The sequence below is a fragment of the Halorubrum sp. 48-1-W genome, assembly GCF_003287355.1.
In the GTDB taxonomy this organism is placed as follows: Archaea; Halobacteriota; Halobacteria; order Halobacteriales; family Haloferacaceae; genus Halorubrum.
On record NZ_QMIM01000007.1, the window covers coordinates 1 to 16,256 of the forward strand.

At 68.4% G+C, this 16,256-nt stretch carries 22 protein-coding genes; 15 read left to right on the forward strand and 7 right to left on the reverse strand.

The window, feature by feature from the left end; all coding sequences use genetic code 11:
- Positions 1-221: amphi-Trp domain-containing protein (locus tag DQW50_RS03785; RefSeq protein ID WP_303645496.1), on the forward strand; the 221-nt coding region annotated here is incomplete at its 5' end.
- A 32-nt stretch (positions 222-253) separates the two neighbouring features.
- Here DQW50_RS03785 and DQW50_RS03790 read toward each other — a convergent pair.
- Positions 254-856: a response regulator gene (locus DQW50_RS03790; RefSeq protein ID WP_112077982.1), complete on the reverse strand. Its 603-nt coding sequence runs from the start codon at positions 854-856 to the stop codon at positions 254-256.
- Positions 857-1,103: 247 nt separating this feature from the next.
- Between DQW50_RS03790 and DQW50_RS03795 the strand changes: the two genes are divergently transcribed.
- The 4 genes from DQW50_RS03795 to DQW50_RS03810 all read left to right on the forward strand — a co-directional run bounded on the left by DQW50_RS03795 (position 1,104) and on the right by DQW50_RS03810 (position 4,742).
- Complete coding sequence (locus DQW50_RS03795) at positions 1,104-2,327, forward strand: proteasome-activating nucleotidase (protein WP_112077983.1); 1,224 nt, start codon at positions 1,104-1,106, stop codon at positions 2,325-2,327.
- Between the two features lie 80 nt (positions 2,328-2,407).
- Complete coding sequence (locus DQW50_RS03800) at positions 2,408-2,953, forward strand: pyruvoyl-dependent arginine decarboxylase (RefSeq protein WP_112077984.1); 546 nt, start codon at positions 2,408-2,410, stop codon at positions 2,951-2,953.
- A 164-nt stretch (positions 2,954-3,117) separates the two neighbouring features.
- Entirely contained in the window at positions 3,118-3,495 is a 378-nt protein-coding gene (locus tag DQW50_RS03805) for a DUF5811 family protein (RefSeq protein WP_112078055.1), read from the forward strand.
- Positions 3,496-3,614: 119 nt separating this feature from the next.
- Positions 3,615-4,742, forward strand: a complete 1,128-nt coding sequence (locus tag DQW50_RS03810; protein ID WP_112077985.1) for a CNNM domain-containing protein — start codon at positions 3,615-3,617, stop codon at positions 4,740-4,742.
- Positions 4,743-4,745: 3 nt separating this feature from the next.
- On the opposite strand, the gene DQW50_RS03815 is transcribed toward DQW50_RS03810, so the two are convergent.
- Entirely contained in the window at positions 4,746-5,177 is a 432-nt protein-coding gene (locus DQW50_RS03815; RefSeq protein WP_112077986.1) for a hypothetical protein, read from the reverse strand.
- A gap of 264 nt (positions 5,178-5,441) precedes the next feature.
- Between DQW50_RS03815 and DQW50_RS03820 the strand changes: the two genes are divergently transcribed.
- Positions 5,442-5,678 (forward strand): hypothetical protein, encoded by a 237-nt coding sequence (locus DQW50_RS03820; RefSeq protein WP_112077987.1) that lies wholly within the window; start codon positions 5,442-5,444, stop codon positions 5,676-5,678.
- Positions 5,671-6,021 (forward strand): type II toxin-antitoxin system PemK/MazF family toxin, encoded by a 351-nt coding sequence (locus tag DQW50_RS03825; protein ID WP_112077988.1) that lies wholly within the window; start codon positions 5,671-5,673, stop codon positions 6,019-6,021. Before DQW50_RS03820 ends, DQW50_RS03825 begins: the two co-directional genes overlap by 8 nt.
- A 1-nt stretch (position 6,022) precedes the next feature.
- On the opposite strand, the gene DQW50_RS03830 is transcribed toward DQW50_RS03825, so the two are convergent.
- A complete protein-coding gene (locus DQW50_RS03830; RefSeq protein WP_112077989.1) occupies positions 6,023-6,319 on the reverse strand; it encodes a chorismate mutase in 297 nt (98 codons plus the stop codon).
- Positions 6,316-7,218 (reverse strand): shikimate kinase, encoded by a 903-nt coding sequence (locus DQW50_RS03835; protein WP_112077990.1) that lies wholly within the window; start codon positions 7,216-7,218, stop codon positions 6,316-6,318. The genes DQW50_RS03830 and DQW50_RS03835 overlap by 4 nt, the downstream gene beginning before the upstream one ends.
- 120 nt (positions 7,219-7,338) lie before the next feature.
- On the opposite strand from DQW50_RS03835, the gene DQW50_RS03840 reads away from it, so the two are divergent.
- The gene (locus tag DQW50_RS03840; RefSeq protein ID WP_112077991.1) at positions 7,339-7,797 is read left to right on the forward strand and encodes a DUF5796 family protein; all 459 of its coding nucleotides are present in this window, start codon (positions 7,339-7,341) and stop codon (positions 7,795-7,797) included.
- 6 nt (positions 7,798-7,803) lie between these two features.
- On the forward strand, positions 7,804-8,043 hold the full coding sequence (locus tag DQW50_RS03845; protein WP_112077992.1) for a hypothetical protein: 240 nt from the start codon (positions 7,804-7,806) through the stop codon (positions 8,041-8,043).
- Positions 8,044-8,068: 25 nt separating this feature from the next.
- Here the strand turns inward: DQW50_RS03845 and DQW50_RS03850 are convergent, their stop codons facing one another.
- A complete protein-coding gene (locus DQW50_RS03850; protein ID WP_112077993.1) occupies positions 8,069-8,968 on the reverse strand; it encodes a hypothetical protein in 900 nt (299 codons plus the stop codon).
- A gap of 246 nt (positions 8,969-9,214) precedes the next feature.
- Here DQW50_RS03850 and DQW50_RS03855 point away from each other — a divergent pair, with 246 nt between their 5' ends.
- The 6 genes from DQW50_RS03855 (at position 9,215) to DQW50_RS03880 (ending at position 15,200) form a co-directional block, all read left to right on the forward strand.
- A complete protein-coding gene (locus DQW50_RS03855; protein ID WP_112077994.1) occupies positions 9,215-10,285 on the forward strand; it encodes a PstS family phosphate ABC transporter substrate-binding protein in 1,071 nt (356 codons plus the stop codon).
- A 57-nt stretch (positions 10,286-10,342) separates the two neighbouring features.
- On the forward strand, positions 10,343-11,317 hold the full coding sequence (pstC, locus tag DQW50_RS03860) for a phosphate ABC transporter permease subunit PstC (RefSeq protein WP_112077995.1): 975 nt from the start codon (positions 10,343-10,345) through the stop codon (positions 11,315-11,317).
- Positions 11,317-13,095: a phosphate ABC transporter permease PstA gene (gene pstA / locus DQW50_RS03865; RefSeq protein WP_112077996.1), complete on the forward strand. Its 1,779-nt coding sequence runs from the start codon at positions 11,317-11,319 to the stop codon at positions 13,093-13,095. The genes pstC and pstA overlap by 1 nt, the downstream gene beginning before the upstream one ends.
- Position 13,096: 1 nt before the next feature.
- Positions 13,097-13,942 (forward strand): phosphate ABC transporter ATP-binding protein PstB, encoded by an 846-nt coding sequence (gene pstB / locus DQW50_RS03870; RefSeq protein ID WP_112077997.1) that lies wholly within the window; start codon positions 13,097-13,099, stop codon positions 13,940-13,942.
- Positions 13,943-14,650, forward strand: coding sequence for a PhoU domain-containing protein (locus tag DQW50_RS03875; protein ID WP_112077998.1), 708 nt, complete (start codon positions 13,943-13,945; stop codon positions 14,648-14,650). It abuts the gene before it with no gap.
- A gap of 64 nt (positions 14,651-14,714) precedes the next feature.
- Positions 14,715-15,200, forward strand: a complete 486-nt coding sequence (locus DQW50_RS03880; RefSeq protein ID WP_198664594.1) for an ArsC family transcriptional regulator — start codon at positions 14,715-14,717, stop codon at positions 15,198-15,200.
- Positions 15,201-15,278: 78 nt separating this feature from the next.
- Here the strand turns inward: DQW50_RS03880 and DQW50_RS03885 are convergent, their stop codons facing one another.
- Together DQW50_RS03885 and DQW50_RS03890 are read right to left on the reverse strand one after the other, a co-directional pair.
- On the reverse strand, positions 15,279-15,701 hold the full coding sequence (locus DQW50_RS03885) for an RDD family protein (protein WP_112077999.1): 423 nt from the start codon (positions 15,699-15,701) through the stop codon (positions 15,279-15,281).
- 74 nt (positions 15,702-15,775) lie between these two features.
- The gene (locus DQW50_RS03890; RefSeq protein ID WP_112078057.1) at positions 15,776-16,246 is read right to left on the reverse strand and encodes a GNAT family N-acetyltransferase; all 471 of its coding nucleotides are present in this window, start codon (positions 16,244-16,246) and stop codon (positions 15,776-15,778) included.
- Between the last annotated feature and the right edge of the window lie 10 nt (positions 16,247-16,256).

Below are 16,256 nucleotides of genomic sequence, written 5' to 3' on the forward strand. Positions count from 1 at the left end.
TGGTCAGATTCATCCCACGACTGAAGTCGTGGGCTTTCTCCTCGATCTCGTGTAACCAGTCCGTGACGATGGAGCCGCCCGCGCGGCCGACCTTCGAGGTGAAAGCCGAACGGGCGGGGCCGGCGGGCGCCCCCGGCGAGTTGAGCGTCGAGTTCGAACTCGAGTGGGACGAGGCCGGCGACGACGACAGCGACGCCGGGGGCGAACTCGAGATCGAGTAGCGGCTGGGGAGGGAAGAGGGTCAGCCGGTTCCTCAGGAAACGTTCGTCGAGACCTCGACGAAGGCGTCCTCCGCGGAGAGCCGGTCGAGCGTTTCGTCGACCTCGGCACGCACCGCCTCCAACTGCTCGACGAGTTCGTCGTACTCCTCGGTGTCCGTCGACTGAGCGGCCTCGAGTGCCGCCTTCTTCGAGGCGAGCGCGAAGAAGCGTTGGCTCCGCTCGTCGAAGGCCGCACGCTCCAGGAGCACCTCGACGAGCGCGACGAGGTCCTCGCGGGTGACGGGCTTGGTCTTGTAGTCGTCGAACGGCATGTCGACGATGTCGACGTCGGGCTCGACCGCGGTCAACATCGCGATCCGCGCGTCGTATCCCGCCCCCCGGATCTCGGAGAGCACCTCGTGGCCGGTGCGCTCCGGCATCCGCCGGTCGAGGAGAACCACGTCGACGTCCTCGTCCATCTCTTCGAGGGCCTCCTCGCCGCTCGTCGCGATCCGGACGTCGTAGCGTTCATCGAGGTAGATACGGTACAGTTCGGCCAAGTCGGGCTCGTCGTCGACGGCGAGGACGGTCGGGGACGACCCGTCGGTGGACGGTCCATCGGCGGACGACCCGTCGGTGGACGCTCCGTCCGTCATGGTCGAACGGACGCGTCGAGGCGGTTCCGATCCACGCCCGCCGACGCGACGCGTCCCGAAACGGTACGTCCACTCATACCAGACGGGACGGGCCGTGACAACATAAAACCATCCGAAAATTATCAAAGAAGATAATCTCCGTGTGGAGTGGGACTCCGGATCCGGTGTCGGAAACCTTCTCCGTGCGATCGTCGAACCACCGTGACCCAAAGGCACATTTACGCGCGTGCCATACCGGGGACAACGAATGTCTCATAGCCCCTCACTGCCGGACCGCCCCCGTCTCGAGCTCGATCCGGAGATGAGCGAGGCCGAACGGCTCGAGGCGATCCGGCAACACTACCGGCGGATCGTCCACGTGAACGACGAGCTCGAGGACCGCCTCGAGGACGCGCAGGGACGCCGGGGCGACCTCAAAACGGACGTCGACGAGCTAAAACGCGAAAACGAGGTGTTGAAGACCTCGTCTCTGTACATCGCCTCCGTCGAGGAGATCACAGAGGACGGCGTCGTGATCAAACAGCACGGCAACAACCAGGAGGTGCTGACGCAGACGGCCACGCGGCTCGAGGCCGACCTCCGCCCCGGCGACCGCGTCGCGATCAACGACTCGTTCGCGATCCAGCAGGTGCTCGACGACGAGACCGACTCCAGAGCGCAGGCGATGGAGGTCACGGCGTCGCCGGACGTCGAGTACGCCGACATCGGCGGGATAGACGAGCAGATCCGCGAGGTACGCGAGGCCGTCGAGGACCCCCTCGAGAACCCCGAGCAGTTCGAGGCCGTCGGCGTCGAGCCGCCGAGCGGCGTCCTCCTCCACGGCCCGCCGGGAACCGGCAAGACGATGTTGGCGAAGGCGGTCGCCAACGAGTCCGACGCCACGTTCATCAAGATGGCCGGCTCCGAGCTGGTTCGGAAGTTCATCGGCGAGGGCTCCCGGCTCGTCCGCGACCTCTTCGAGCTGGCGGCCGACCGCGAGCCCGCGGTGATCTTCATCGACGAGATCGACGCGGTCGCCTCCAAGCGGACGGACTCGAAGACGAGCGGCGACGCCGAGGTCCAGCGCACGATGATGCAGTTGCTCTCGGAGATGGACGGCTTCGACGAGCGCGGGGAGATCCGCATCATCGCCGCCACCAACCGCTTCGACATGCTCGACGAGGCGATCCTCCGGCCCGGCCGCTTCGACCGGCTCATCGAGGTGCCCGAACCCGACGCCGAGGGACGCGAGCGCATCCTCGAGATCCACACCGAGGAGATGAACGTCGCCGACGGGGTCGACGTCGGGGCGATCGCGAGCGACCTGGAGGGATACAGCGGCGCGGACATCGCCTCCCTGGCGACCGAAGCGGGGATGTTCGCGATCCGCGAGGGCCGCACCGAGGTGATCCAGTCCGACTTCGAGCGGGCCGGAGAGAAGCTCCAGGACGTCGAGGGGACCGACGAGCAGGTCATCCACTACCAGTACTGACCGCCGTTTTTTCCGCGTTCGAGCCGCTTCGTCCACCCCGCTTCGCAATCCATTAGCCGGTCCGTCGTCGACTGCCGGGTATGAGCACCATCCACGTCGCCGGCGGCGTCGGCGTCGCCGACACGGCGATGGCCTCCTACGACATCGCGCTCGCGGACGCGAACCTCCACAACTACAACCTCGTCGCCGTCTCCTCGGTGATACCCGCCGAGGCGACGGTTCGAGCGGTCGGGACGGTTACGGATCTGGGCCCCGCGGGGAACGCGCTCACCGTGGTGGAGGCGCGTCGAACGGTCGGGCCCGGCGACGAGGTTGACTTCCGCGAGGGAGGCCGAGCCGGCGCGGAGGACGCCGCCGACAAGCGCGCCCCTCGACGGCGGCCGGACGTCGCCGCCGGGCTCGGCTGGGCGACCGGCCCCGGGCCGGGGATCTTCTACGAGGTGACCGGCGAGGACCCGGCAGACGTCCGCGATCGGATCCACGCGGGACTGGACGCCGGGTCGTCGTTGCGGGACTGGGACCTCACCGACCGGGAGACCCGTGTCGAGACCGCGACGGCCGAGCCCGACCGGTACACCACGGCGGTCGTGATCGCGGCGTACGGCGAGTCGAAACCAGTGTTGTAGTTCTCCCCGCAGGGACGGACGCCGGGGGGTGATCGGCTCCGGCGTTCGTGGCGACATCGGGTGAGTCATCGTCGCCGACGTGGAGTGATCGCCGTCGCCGACGTGGAGTGATCGCCGTCGCCGACGCCTTTTTGAGCCGGGTCCGCGTACACCGGATGTCTTCGATGAACGGCAACAACCCGTACGCCGGACCGCCGGGCGTGACCGACGCTGGCGAACCCACGCCGGTCGACCTCTCCCCGGAACAGGAACGGCGACTCAGGCGGACGGTGGCGGGGATCGTCTCCCGTACCGAATCGTATCTCCCGGACGGCTACGCGGTCGGCTCGGAGCTCTCGGTCGGCACCGACGGGCCACAGGCGACCGTCGCCGTCAACCCCCCGGCCGGCCACCCCGTCACCGCGGGGTTCACGCCGGACCTCGACGAACTCGAGGCCGGGATCGCCGACTCCGACGCCGACGAGGTCGCCCGCGGGCTGGCCGCCAGCGCCGCGATCCAAGTCATGGACGCCGTCGGCGACGTGACGCCGACCGCGAAGTGACCGCGACGTGACCGCGAAGCGATAACGTCGGCGACGCTTCCGACGTAGTCGGGACGTTCACGGTCGCCCGGGACGGGCTCGACGGAAAGACCCTTGAGAGCACACGAGAGACCTCCGACGTGAACGGGCTCGAGATCGGTCTCCGACTGCTCGCCGGGGTCCTCCTCATCCTGGCCAACGGTTTCTTCGTGGCGATCGAGTTCGCGCTGACCCGCGTCCGCCAGTACCCCGAGTCGGCGTTCGACACGCCGGGCCTGCGTCGGGCCTGGGAGATGACCGAGAACCTCGAGATCTACCTCACGAGCTGCCAGGTCGGCATCTCCGCGACGAGCATCGCCGTCGGGATCGTCGCGGAGCCGGCGCTGGCGACGCTGATCGAACCGGTCTTCGAGAACACGCTTCTGGCGTCGATCGGCGCCGGCGGGATCGTCGGCTTCCTGATCATCAATCTGCTTCATCTGACACACGGCGAGCAGACCCCGACGTACCTCGGCGTCGAGCGGACGAAGTTCGTCGCCCGCTACGGTGCGACGCCGCTCTACTGGTTCGCGAAGGTCATCTCCCCGATGATCACGGTCGGCGACGGCGTCGCCAAGTGGACGCTCGGGCTCTTCGGGGTCGAGATGACCGGCGCGTGGCTCGAGGCCGAGTCCGACCGGATCGAGTCGCGGGCGGGGCTCAGACACCGGCTCGGCTCCGTCCTCGACCGGGGCGACCTCCCGGAGGAGCGCAAACCCGAGATCCTCAACGCCCTCACCGTCGGCGAACGTCCCGTGAGCGAGGTGATGACCCCTCGCGAGGACGTCGTGTTCCTCTCGACGACCGCGTCGATCGAGGAGAACCTCGACCGGATCGGGGGGAGCCCCCACACCCGATTCCCGCTCATCGGCGACGACCTGGGAGACTTCCGCGGGATCGTCTACGTGCCCGCGGTCGTCGACCGGATCGACGCCCTGCGGGAGGGATCGACGAGCCTCGAGAACGTCGCTGTGGACCCGATGACGCTCCGTGCGGACACGCCGATAAGCGAGGTCGTCGACCGCTTCCAGGCGGAACACCAGGAGCTCGCGCTCGTGTGTGACGGCGGGAGTGACGACGAGGGCGACGGCGGGAGCGCCGACGAGGGCGGGAACGTGGTTGGACTGGTGACCGCCACGGACGCCCTCGAGGCGGTGATGGGCGAGATCGAGGACCCCCTCGACGTCGCCCTGGGGGGACGACCGAACGGGGAGCGATCGAGCGCGTAACCCTCAGACGGTCGATGCCATCCGGCGCGTGATCACGCCCAGCGCGAAGGCGAGCGTCCCGAACGTCAGGACCGCCGGGACCCAGAACGCGACGGCGCCGTGTCCGTGAAACGAGAGGGGGAGCGCGACCGGGGCTGTCTCTTCCCGTGCCGTGAGCCACGTGTAGAACGCGAGCGTCCCGGCGGTCGGCGCCGACACGAGCGTCCAGCAGACGAGGAGGCCACCGTTCCGATAGCCGTACACGACGGCGAACCCGATCCCGACGACGACGAGCAGGTACTGGAACGGGCCTCCGACGGACACGGAGAGCAGGTAGGTTGCGGAACTGGAGACGAGCGCGACGACGAACAGCCCGACCGCGATGAGTCCGGCACGGATCGTGTCCGGACGTTCCCTCCCGAGCACGACCGCGCGGACGTCGGTTGCGGAGACCACACGGGAGGATACGGTCGTTCCACACAAAAGAGACGGTGGCCGTGTGAGAGTTGCTACCGCTATCGATCTTGTCTCCGAGTCCCGTATGGAAGAAGTCGACGAGGCGCTCGAATACAGTCTCGGTCTCGACTGAGCTACCGGCTCTCCCGCTGTTCGGCCTTGTTCAGGTAGCTGGAATCCGTAATACACCCTGTACCCGCTACGGGGGAATCCGTGGGCAATAGTGGGTAACACATATCAGCGGTGGGTCCGTACCGTTCGTCGATGAAAGTCGACGCGACAGACCTCAAAACGAACGAGACGGACGACCGGGGTCGTGTCTATCTCGGCACCGAGTACGCGAACAAGCGCGTAACCGTCGCTGTCGTCGAGGTAGAGTCCGACCGGCCGGACGAGGACGAGTTGGCGGCCGCCTATCGGGAGGCCTCCGAGAGCGCGGAGGCACTCGCCGAGGAGTGGAGCGAGACGTCGGAGGAAGCGTGGGAAAGTCTCGATGAGTGAAGCCGACGTTCGGCGCGGCGATGTCGTTATCGTTCGACTCGACCCCGCCGAAGGACACGAGATGAAGAAGACGCGGCCGGCGGTGGTCGTTCAGAACGATATCGGAAATCGGAACTCCAGTACGACCATCGTCGCGCCCGTCACGGGGACCTACCGCGAGTATCCGTTCGAGGTGTTCGTCGAGGCGGACGGGTCACCGCTCGAAAAGGATTCGTCGATTCGCCTTGACCAGCTCCGAACGGTGTCGATTCCCGATCGTATTCACTCCGTCGTCGGTTCACTCGACGGACCCACGATGGCTGACGTCGACGAGGCGCTGAAACTGAGTCTCGGTCTGGAGTGAACTACCGACTCTCCCGCTGTTCGGCCTTGTTCAACTCGATCAGTAGCCTGAAGATGGCCTTCACGAGGTTGACGTCGACGTCGAACTGCTCGGCGTTCTCCCCGGCGCGCTCCATCACGCGGGCCTCCTGTGACTCGTCGGTGGTCGGGAGGTCCCGCTTCGCTTTCACCTGCGCGACCGTGTCGGCCACGTACGTTCGGCGGGCGATCAACTCGACGATCTCCTGGTCGATGTCCTCGATCTCCCGGCGGAGTTCGTCGAGGCTCATCTCTTCGGGGTCTGATGTGTCAGTGCTCATGGTGAATCACCGGCGTACGCGCCGTCGTTCCGCGTCGTCGTGCGTCGAAGGGTTCCCACCCGCTCGGCCCACAGGTCGGCCAGCGCGTCGAGGTCGGCGTCGGCGTCGGCAGCGTCCGCGACGGCGACGACGCTCGGGCCGGTGCCCGAAAGCGACACCCCCGATGCCCGGGGCATCGCCTCGACTGCGGGGTCCGTATCGAAGCCGAGCGCTGCCGAGAAGGCGAGCCCGTTGACGGTCATCGCCTCCGTGTATCGCCCCTCCACAGCCAGGTCGTCGACCAGGCGGGCCATGGACGCGACGGCTGTACAGCGCTCGACGTCGGCGTCGGCGCTGTAGGCCCGCTCGGGTGGCGTCCACACGAGGACGTCCCAGTCGACCGGGTCGCGGGCGCGGAGGCGGTCCTCGCCGTTGTCGGTGAGACAGACACCGCCCAGCATCGAGGCGGACGCGTCGTCGAACGCGCCGGTGACGGTGACGCCGGCCTCGCGGGCCGCGTGGACGCCGAGCCGACAGGCGTCGAGCCGGGTCACGTCGATCGCGGGGTCGTCGGCGTCGTCGCCGACCGTCAGCCCGAGCGCGTCACAGGTCGCGAGGACGGCCGCGTTGGCCGCTGCGCTGGAGCTTTTGAGCCCAGCCGCCAGCGGCACGTCGCTGTCGGTCCGGACGGTCCCGCCCTCGCCGTCGCCCCACCGGTCCGTCGCGAGCGCGACACAGCGTTCGATCAGCGCGGTGTCGCCGTCGGGGTCCTCAGCGATGGTGCCCTCGACGGCGTCGGCTCCGGGGTCGAGATAGACCGTCGCGCGCGTCTCGACGTCGAGCCCGAAGGCCGCTCCCGTCCCCGTCGCCAGGGCGTTCAACACGGTCCCCGCGCCGAGCGCGGCCGCCCGTCCCTCCATACACGCACTCGCGCCGAGGGCCCTCAAAGGGTTAGCGGTCGCGGCGAGCCTGTCGGGACGGACCCGCCCGTCCTCCCCGCGAGCGGGGTCCTTTTCACGTCGGCGGTCGGAGCGGGCGGTATGTCCGCATCCGCACCCGGCGACGTCCCGCCGACCTCGATCGGCGTCGACCTCCGTGAGGAGGGGGTCGTGGTCGAGTACCTCGACGGCCGAACCACGCTGTACCGCGGCGTCCCCGAGGCCGTGACGGGGACGGTCACCGCCGGGCCGGGCAAGGAGACGCACGTGCTCGTCACCGACCCGACCGAGACCGAGGGCGTGATGACCTACGTGAACGACTACAACACCGGCGAGGAGATCCTCCGCGACTCGGGCGTGGGCCGCGTCGTGGTCGACGCCGACGAGACGGACGAGGTGTTCCCCGGCGTGATCGTCGGCCGCGAGGGGCGGCGCAACCGGGTGACCGCCGACCCGGAGGTGGCCGGTGGCCGCGTGTTCGTCTTCGTCGAGGACGGCTGGACCGAGGAGAGCTACGAGATCGTCTCCGGGCCCGAGGAGGGCCTCGACGCCCACCGCTGACCGACCGTGAGCCTCGCGAAACCCTGGCGCGACCTCGACCGGTCGACCGCCCGGAGCGCCCCGAACCGGTACGGGCTCTACGAACTCGGCGACGACGGGAAGGACACCGTGGGCTTCGGCACGGGCGTCCTCCGCGACGAGCTGAAGGAGGCGCTCGCGTACGGGGACGCGACCCGCGTCCGGTGGGAGGTCGCCGACTCGAAGGACCACGCCGAGCGGCTCCTCGCCGAGCACGTCGAGGCGTGACCGACCGTCGCGACGGCCTCGACGGTCACCGCACCGATGGCCCCCCGTCGTCGACCGGTTCGGCCCCCGCGTAACTCATCGCCCGCTCGACGTCGGCCCGGACCGACTCGATCCGGTCGCCGACCGTTGCGACCGATGCGAGGACGGGGTACGTGACCGGGAGGTCCCGGTAGAGGTACGTCTGGACGTCGGAGACGACCTCGCCGACGCCTATCGCGCGTTCCTCGTCCATGCGCTCCCGCTGTCGACGGGCCGCGATCCCGTCACACTTCTCCGCGAGGACGGTCAAGCGCGCGCGATAGGCGTCGAGCGCGCCGAAGTCCGCCGCCCCGAACTCCCGACGTGTGAACGTCGTGACCTCCTCGAGGATCGGCGCGAGGTCCGATCTCGCGCGGGCGATCGACGCCGACTCGGACTCGAGTACGTCGACGAACGCCTCGCGGCGCTCGATCGCCTCGGTCGTCTTCGCCAAAAGCGACGAGCGATACCGCTCGTGAAGCGTCGGTTCGCGGGTGAGTGCGACCGCGATCTCCGGGCTGAACTCCGCAGCGAGGCTGCGTTCGTAGGTGTCGTTGTACTCCTCGTCGTAGTGCGGGACGGACATGACCGTCTCCCGGTAGGCGTTTCGAACCGCGACGAGGCCGGATCCGGTACCGCCCGTCCCGCCTCGGAACCGCGACCGGTCCGAGGTCGCGCCCGTCATCGTCGACGCACCCGCGACTGCTCCCGGCCCCGCCGTCGGCGTCGACTCCGTCGGAACCTCCCGTACGCGCGACCGGAACGCCTCGAAGGCCTCCCGTTCGTCGACGGTTCGCCGACGTTCCACGCGGAGGGCGTCGCGGGCGTCACACAGGGAGGATTCGACGCTACGTAGTCTCCCGTCGCTATCGGGATCGGCCCCGTCAGCGGGGTCAGTCGTCGCCATAACTCACGAAATACGTTGATCCATCATAATCGGTTATATGTGCGGTATATCTACCGGTAGAGAACGCTGTACGGATATATATATTCGCGTTCTACCATCGTTTGATGCCCGGAATATGCCGAAAGATCTTTTTTATATGTAGTTCTATATAGTCGCACTATTGCTATATAGCGCTACCGCTCACTACACTCCATCGTATATACCTCATAGCATGGTATTTACGTCGTCTTCGTCCACGATCCGGTGATGGCACCCAGCCAGAACCTGGAGACGGACGGTATTACCCGACGGCAATCGCTCGCGGCGCTCGCCGGCGTCGGCGGGCTGGCGCTCGCGGGTTGTACGGAGACGGAGAACGGTTCGGGGGACGGCAGCTCGGACGACGGCAGCTCCGGGGACGACGGGTCGGGAGACGGTAGCTCCGGGGACGACGGGTCGAACGGGGGATCCGACTCGCTTTCCGGGGCGATCAACATCGCGGGGTCGAGTACGGTCTTCCCGCTGATGAGCGCGGTCATGGAGGACTTCGCCGAGCAGCATCCCGACGTCGATCCCGACATCAGCTCGACGGGCTCGGGCGGCGGGTTCTCGAACTTCTTCTGCGTCGGCGAGACCGACTTCAACAACGCGAGTCGGCCGATCCAGCCCGAAGAGGAGGAGCTCTGCGAGGAGAACGGCGTCGAGTGGGTCGAGCTGATCGCCGCGACCGACGCGCTCACCGTCGTGATCAACAACGACAACGACTGGGCGACGGAGATGACCGTCGACGAGCTCTCGCAGATCTGGCAGTCCGACGCCGCCGAGATGTGGAGCGACGTCCGCGACGAGTGGCCGGACGAGGAGATCGAGCGATTCGGCGCCGCCGACACCTCGGGGACGTACGACTACTTCATCGAGAACATCATGGGAGAGGACGGCCACACCGACGACTACCAGGCGACCGAGCAGGACAACACCATCGCCGCGGGGGTCGAGGGCACCCAGTACGGGATCGGCTACTTCGGGTTCGCCTACTGGTTCCAGAACCAGGACCAGATCACGCCGGTCGCCATCGACAACGGCGACGGGCCGGTCGCGCCGAGCCTCGAAACGGCGTCCTCCGGCGAGTACGCGCCGCTCTCGCGGCCGCTTTTCACCTACCCGTCGATCGAGGCGCTCGGCGAGGAGCACATCGCGGAGTTCGCCCGCTACTTCGTCAGCCAGACCACCAACGAGGACCTCGTCGCCGGCGACGTCGGATACGTCCCGGCGACCGAGGAGACCCAGGAGGAGCAGATGGAGATCCTCGAGGACGCGATCGAGCAGGCGCAGGGCTGATACCCGCGTCATGAACCGGTGTATTGATTTACGACAGCGTTCGATCTCCGCCCGTCCGTGACAGATAGCACCGAGAGTCCGGATCTCCAGCGACGGAGCGGGCTCACACGACTGAAGGAGGGAACCTACGGCGGGTTCTTCGCCGCGTGCGCGGCGATCACCCTGCTCACGACGGTCGCCATCATCGCGACCCTGCTGTCGGACGCGGTGATGTTCTTCGCCGAGGTACCGATCCGCGAGTTCCTCTTCAGCACCAGCTGGAGCCCGAACCCGCGCGGGGGCGGACAGACGTTCGGCATCGTCGCGTTGGTGATCGGGACGCTCACCGTGACGATCACGGCCGCGTTCGTCGCGCTTCCGGTCGGAACGCTGACCGCGATATATCTCAGCGAGTACGCGACATCGAACGCGCGCTCGATACTGAAGCCGCTCTTGGAGATCCTCGCCGGCATTCCGACGGTCGTGTACGGCTACTTCGCGCTCGTGTACGTCACCCCGGCGCTGAAGGCGACGCTGTTCCCGGAGATGAGCACGTTCAACGCGCTGTCGGCGTCGCTGATGGTTGGGATCATGACCATTCCGATGGTGTCATCCATCTCCGAGGACGCGATGAGCGCCGTGCCCGACGACCTGCGACAGGCCGGCTACGGCCTCGGGGCGACGAAGTTCGAGGTGTCGACCGGGATCGTGGTTCCGGCCTCCATCTCAGGGATCGCCTCGTCGTACATCCTCGCCGTCTCGCGCGCGATCGGCGAGACGATGATCGTCGTCGTCGCGATGGGCGCGCAGGCGCGGATGCCGACCGTCGGGGAGACGGTTCTCGGGATCCCGTACATCAACCCCGCCGACGTCCTCCTGGAGTCCGGGATGACGATCACCGTCGCGATGGTACAGATCGCCGGCGGCGACCTGACGGGCGGGACGATCCCGTACGACGCGATGTTCGCGCTCGGACTCACGCTGTTCGTGGTGACCTTCGTAATGAACGTACTGAGTGACATCATCGCGGAACGGTACCGGGAGGAGTACTGATGGCGACCGACACCGACACCGGTCGTGTCGAGGGGTTCGGCGAGGTGAGCCGCGTCCGAGGGATCGCCTTCGAGTACCTCTCGCTTGGGGCGAGCGTCTTCGGCATCTTCGCGCTCGCCGTGTTGCTCGTGTACGTCACGATCGACGCCTTCGACCTCGCGAACGCGAGCCCCGAGTGGCTGTTGACGTACTTCCTCACGCTCGTCGTGCCGTTCCTCGGGTTCTGCCTGTACAGCGCGCGTGACCGGGCGCTGACTCGCCGGGCCGTCACCGTTGCCGGCGGCGGCCTCGTCGCCGTCGCCGTGGTTTTCACCCTCGTCGAGACGTTCGTCGGCCAAATTCCGCGACTCAACTGGCAGCTCGCGTACCTCTTCGCGGTCGGCATCCCCCTGACCGGCTACCTCACGTACATGGGGGCCCGCGGTCAACCCGGCTCGGTCGGGTTCGGGCTCGTCGGGCGACTGATCGGCGGCACCGCGGTCGGCCTGGCGCTCACCGTCCTCTTTTTGGTGTTCGATCCGCGGCTCTGGTTCCTCGCGTACACGCTCGGGGTCGTCCCGGCGACGCTCGCGTACGGGTACGGGTACGTGCGGGAGGTCCCGACCGCGATGACGGCCGTGATCCCGATCGGCATCGTCGGCACACTCGGGGCCGTGCTCCTCCGCCCCATCGTCGACACGTACCCGACGACGGTCTTCGTTTACCTCTGGACGCTGGCGATCCCGGTCGCGGTCGCCGGGGCGCTCGTCGTCGCCGCGCGAGGAGGCCGGACCACGGCGCTCGCCGCCGGCGGCGTGCCGCTCGCCGTCGCGACCGCCGTCGGGCTCGGCGGGCAGCTGGCGGGGCTCGCGGTCGGCGGCCCGAACGCGCTGGTGGTCCTCGCCGTCGCCGGGGTGCCGACGGCCGTCTACCTCCACCGGGTGTTCGACGTCGGCGAAGGGGTCATCGGACTCGGGCTGCCCGTCCTGCTCGCCGTCGGCGCGCTCGCCGGCGCGCTCGTCGTCGAGACGTTCGGGATCCCGGCGCCGAATCCCTGGGTCAGCGAGACGTTCCTCACGGAGGCACCGTCCCGAACCGCCTCCGAGGCGGGACTCTACCCGGCGATCGTCGGCTCGGTGATCATCATCGCGATGGTCGCCGTGCTGTCGTTCGTCCTGGGAGTCGCGACGTCGGTGTTCTTGGAGGAGTACACCGCGGACAGCGGCGTCGTCGGCGCGCTGACGCGGCTGCTTCAGATAAACATCGCGAACCTCGCGGCGATCCCGTCCGTCGTCTACGGACTGCTCGGACTGGGGCTGTTCGCGAACCTCCTCGGGTTCGGGTTCGGGACCGCGGTGACCGTGTCGCTGACGCTGTCGCTGCTCATCCTCCCGATCACGATCATCTCCGCACAGGAGGCGATCCGGTCGGTGCCGGACGACCTGCGCCGGGGGTCGGACGCGATGGGCGCGACTCGCTGGCAGACGACGAAGAACATCGTCCTCCCGGAGGCGTTCCCCGGTATCCTCACCGGGACGATCCTCGCGCTCGGCCGGGCGATCGGCGAGACCGCGCCGCTCATCATGGTCGGTGCCGCGACGACGGTGTTCAGCCCGCCGAGCAGCCTGTTCAGCAAGTTCAGCGCGATGCCGATGCAGATCTACGCGTGGGCGAACTTCCCGCAGGCGGAGTTCCGGTACGGGGTCGTCGCCGCAGGCGTTATCACGCTGTTGGTCATCCTTATCGGTATGAACGGGACGGCCATCCTGCTACGGAACCGCGCGGAACGGGGGAGCTAACATGAGCAACACACCATCGAGCGACACGCGATCGAGCGAGTCGCTCATCACGACGGACGTAGAGACCGGATCGAACGACCGAATCACACCCTCGGATCGGACCGCGGTCGCCGCGCGCGACCTGAACGTCTACTACGGCGACGAACAGGCGATAGACGACGTGTCGATCGAGATACCCGAAAAGCGGGTGACCGCGCTCATCGGCCCCTCGGGCTGTGGCAAGTCGACGTTCCTCCGGTGTATCAACCGGATGAACGACATGATCGACGTCTGCCGGGTCGACGGCGACGTGGAGTTCGGCGGCAAGAACGTGTACGACGACGACGTCGACCCGGTCGCGCTTCGGCGGAAGATCGGGATGGTGTTCCAGAAGCCGAACCCGTTCCCGAAGTCGATCCGCGACAACGTCGCGTACGGCCTGAAGATCCAGGGGTTCGACGGCGACGTCGACGCCCGCGTCGAGGAGTCGCTCAAGAGCGCCGCGCTCTGGGACGAGGTGAAAGACCAGCTGGACTCGTCGGGGCTCGACCTCTCCGGCGGGCAGCAACAGCGGCTCTGTATCGCCCGCGCTATCGCGGCGGACCCGGAGGTGGTCCTGATGGACGAGCCGACCTCGGCGCTCGACCCCGTCGCGGCCTCGAAGATCGAGGACCTGATCGACGACCTCGCCGAGGAGTACACCGTCATCATCGTCACCCACAACATGCAGCAGGCGGCCCGGATCTCCGACCGGACCGCCGTGTTCCTCACCGGCGGTCGGCTCGTCGAGTACGACGACACGGCGAAGATCTTCGAGGATCCCGAAGAACAGCGCGTCGAGGACTACATCACGGGGAAGTTCGGATAGATGCCCCGAGAGAACTACCAACGGCGGCTCGAGGAGCTTCGAGCGGACGTCGTCGGCATGGGCGAGCTCGTCCTCGAGCGGTACGACGCCGCGCTCGAGGCGGCCGAGACCGGCGACGACGACCTCGCACGGGAGGTCATCGAGGGCGACTACGAGGTCAACGAGCGCTACCTCGAACTCGAGGAGGAGTGTACCGAACTGCTCGCGCTCCAGCAGCCGGTCGCGGGCGACCTCCGGTTGGTGGCGGCCTCGTTCAAGGTGATCACCGACCTCGAACGCGTCGCGGACCTCGCGACCAACCTCGCCGGCTACGGCGGCGACGACGGCGGGCTCCACCCCGCGGTCGAGTTCCGGGGGCTCGGCGACGCCGCCGGCGACATGGTCGCCGACGCGGTGGCCGCCTACGAGGCGGGCGACGCCGAGGCCTGCCGAGCGGTCGCGGCCCGCGACGACGACCTCGACGAGCGGTGCCGGCGGGCGAGCGAGGCGGTCGTCCGCGACCTGCTCGAGGCCGACCGCGCGCGCGTCGAGGCGGCCGGCGAGGACCGGGACGCGGAGGCGGACGCCGACGAGTTGGCCGACGCGATCGACGACGTCTCCCGCGCACTGCTGGCGATCCGTGACATCGAACGCGTGGGCGACCACGCGGTCAACATCGCCGCGCGCACGCTGTACATGGTCGAGAACGACGACGAGCTGATCTACTAGAACGAGACGAGCTGATCTACTGAGGCCGACACGCGACGCCGGCGACGCCATACGACACCACACCATGACATCCACACACACCGCGGACGACGACACCGAACCGACCGGCGACGCCGAACCGACCGACGCTGTGGACCGAGAGAAGACGACGCTCACGTTCATGTGCGTCCGGAACGCCGGACGCAGCCAGATGGCCACGGCCTTCGCGGAGCGCGAGCGCGCCGAGCGCGGCCTCGCGGACGACGTCGAGATCGTCACCGGCGGGACCGCCCCCGCCGACGAGGTCCACGGCGTGGTCGTCGAGGCCCTCGCGGAGGTCGGCCTCGACGTGAACGGGCGCACCCCCCGACACGTCTCGGAGGCGACCCTGGCAGCGTCGGACTTCGTCGCGACGATGGGGTGTTCGACGCTGGAACTGCCCGGCGTCGACACCGACGACTGGGACCTGGAGGACCCGGGCGAGCGCCCGATCGAGGAGGTTCGACCCATCCGCGACGAGATCGAACGTCGGGTGGTCGCGCTCTTCGACGAGCGGTTCGGCGAGCGGTAGCCAGCCACCCTCCGGAGACGCCGCCGGTTCCGTCTACCCGCTCACTCCCCGGAGACGCCGCCGGTTCCGTCGACCCGCTCACTCCCCGGACCGCGCCACCCGCGTCCCCGCGACGTGGTCACCGACCCGGCGGTCCCCGTCGGTTAGGACGACGACGGCGACCCCGACGAGGTAGAAGACGGCCCCGTCGACGACCCGGAGCAGGTTCCGGACGAGCGCCGTGCGTGGCCCACACGACGAACCCTCCGACCCCGTCACGACGAGCCCGAACAGCCGCTTGCCGGGCGTTCGCCCGAACGTTCCCTCGAAGGCGACGTGGTAGCCGAGATACGCGATCGGGAGGGTCCATCGCCCCGACGGGGCGAGCCCGAAGAACAGCGAGAGCGCGACCCCGACGAGTCCGAGGAGGAGTCCGACGAGTAGCGCGTCGGCGACGACCGCGCCCCCGCGCCGGATGAGCAGTCCCGCGTCTGTGTCGGCGTCGATTCGGGGGCGGTCCATACGGACGGCCCGACCGCCTCGGAGTAAAACGGATCGGGATCGGGCGGGGACCGACCGTCAGTCCCTCGGCCCGCTCACTCCCCGCCGTCGCCCGCCCCCCTCACTTCGCGTCGACCGGAGAGCCGGCCGTCCCCGTCCTCGCCCGCCGACTCGACCGCGAACCCGAGGTCCGCGTAGAACCCCTCCACCGCCGCGTCGAACGCCGCGGTGACGCGGTCGGCCTCCGGGTCCGACTCGACTGCCCGAACCGCGCTCGCGACGAGCGCGGACCCGATACCCCTCCCGCGTCGCGCCCGCCGCACCGCGACCGCGTCGACGTGGCGCTGTCCCGGCTCCGGGCGGGTCGTCACCAACGCCCCGACGACCGACCCGGTGCGCTCGAAACGGGCGACGAGGACGTCCCCGGCGTCGATCCGTGCCGGAAGGGCCGACGCGTCGGTCTCGAGCATCGCGGCGTCGAGCACGCGGAGGACGTCCAGCCGGTCGTCGGGGGCCGCCGGCTCGACCGTGATCCCGTCGGGGAGCGACGGCACGTCCCCGCTCATCTCTCGCCGG

Bases quoted from the DNA above. Each gene is read 5' to 3' on its own strand.
- DQW50_RS03850 (WP_112077993.1), bottom strand. From the start codon at position 8,968: ATGGCGACGACTGACCCCGCTGACGGGGCCGATCCCGATAGCGACGGG.
- DQW50_RS03795 (WP_112077983.1), top strand. From the start codon at position 1,104: ATGTCTCATAGCCCCTCACTGCCGGACCGCCCCCGTCTCGAGCTCGAT.
- DQW50_RS03830 (WP_112077989.1), bottom strand. From the start codon at position 6,319: ATGAGCACTGACACATCAGACCCCGAAGAGATGAGCCTCGACGAACTC.
- DQW50_RS03880 (WP_198664594.1), top strand. From the start codon at position 14,715: ATGACATCCACACACACCGCGGACGACGACACCGAACCGACCGGCGAC.
- DQW50_RS03790 (WP_112077982.1), bottom strand. From the start codon at position 856: ATGACGGACGGAGCGTCCACCGACGGGTCGTCCGCCGATGGACCGTCC.
- pstB (WP_112077997.1), top strand. From the start codon at position 13,097: ATGAGCAACACACCATCGAGCGACACGCGATCGAGCGAGTCGCTCATC.
- DQW50_RS03875 (WP_112077998.1), top strand. From the start codon at position 13,943: ATGCCCCGAGAGAACTACCAACGGCGGCTCGAGGAGCTTCGAGCGGAC.
- DQW50_RS03835 (WP_112077990.1), bottom strand. From the start codon at position 7,218: ATGGAGGGACGGGCGGCCGCGCTCGGCGCGGGGACCGTGTTGAACGCC.
- DQW50_RS03885 (WP_112077999.1), bottom strand. From the start codon at position 15,701: ATGGACCGCCCCCGAATCGACGCCGACACAGACGCGGGACTGCTCATC.
- DQW50_RS03840 (WP_112077991.1), top strand. From the start codon at position 7,339: ATGTCCGCATCCGCACCCGGCGACGTCCCGCCGACCTCGATCGGCGTC.
- pstA (WP_112077996.1), top strand. From the start codon at position 11,317: ATGGCGACCGACACCGACACCGGTCGTGTCGAGGGGTTCGGCGAGGTG.
- DQW50_RS03805 (WP_112078055.1), top strand. From the start codon at position 3,118: ATGAACGGCAACAACCCGTACGCCGGACCGCCGGGCGTGACCGACGCT.
- DQW50_RS03820 (WP_112077987.1), top strand. From the start codon at position 5,442: ATGAAAGTCGACGCGACAGACCTCAAAACGAACGAGACGGACGACCGG.
- DQW50_RS03800 (WP_112077984.1), top strand. From the start codon at position 2,408: ATGAGCACCATCCACGTCGCCGGCGGCGTCGGCGTCGCCGACACGGCG.
- DQW50_RS03890 (WP_112078057.1), bottom strand. From the start codon at position 16,246: ATGAGCGGGGACGTGCCGTCGCTCCCCGACGGGATCACGGTCGAGCCG.
- DQW50_RS03825 (WP_112077988.1), top strand. From the start codon at position 5,671: ATGAGTGAAGCCGACGTTCGGCGCGGCGATGTCGTTATCGTTCGACTC.
- DQW50_RS03855 (WP_112077994.1), top strand. From the start codon at position 9,215: ATGGCACCCAGCCAGAACCTGGAGACGGACGGTATTACCCGACGGCAA.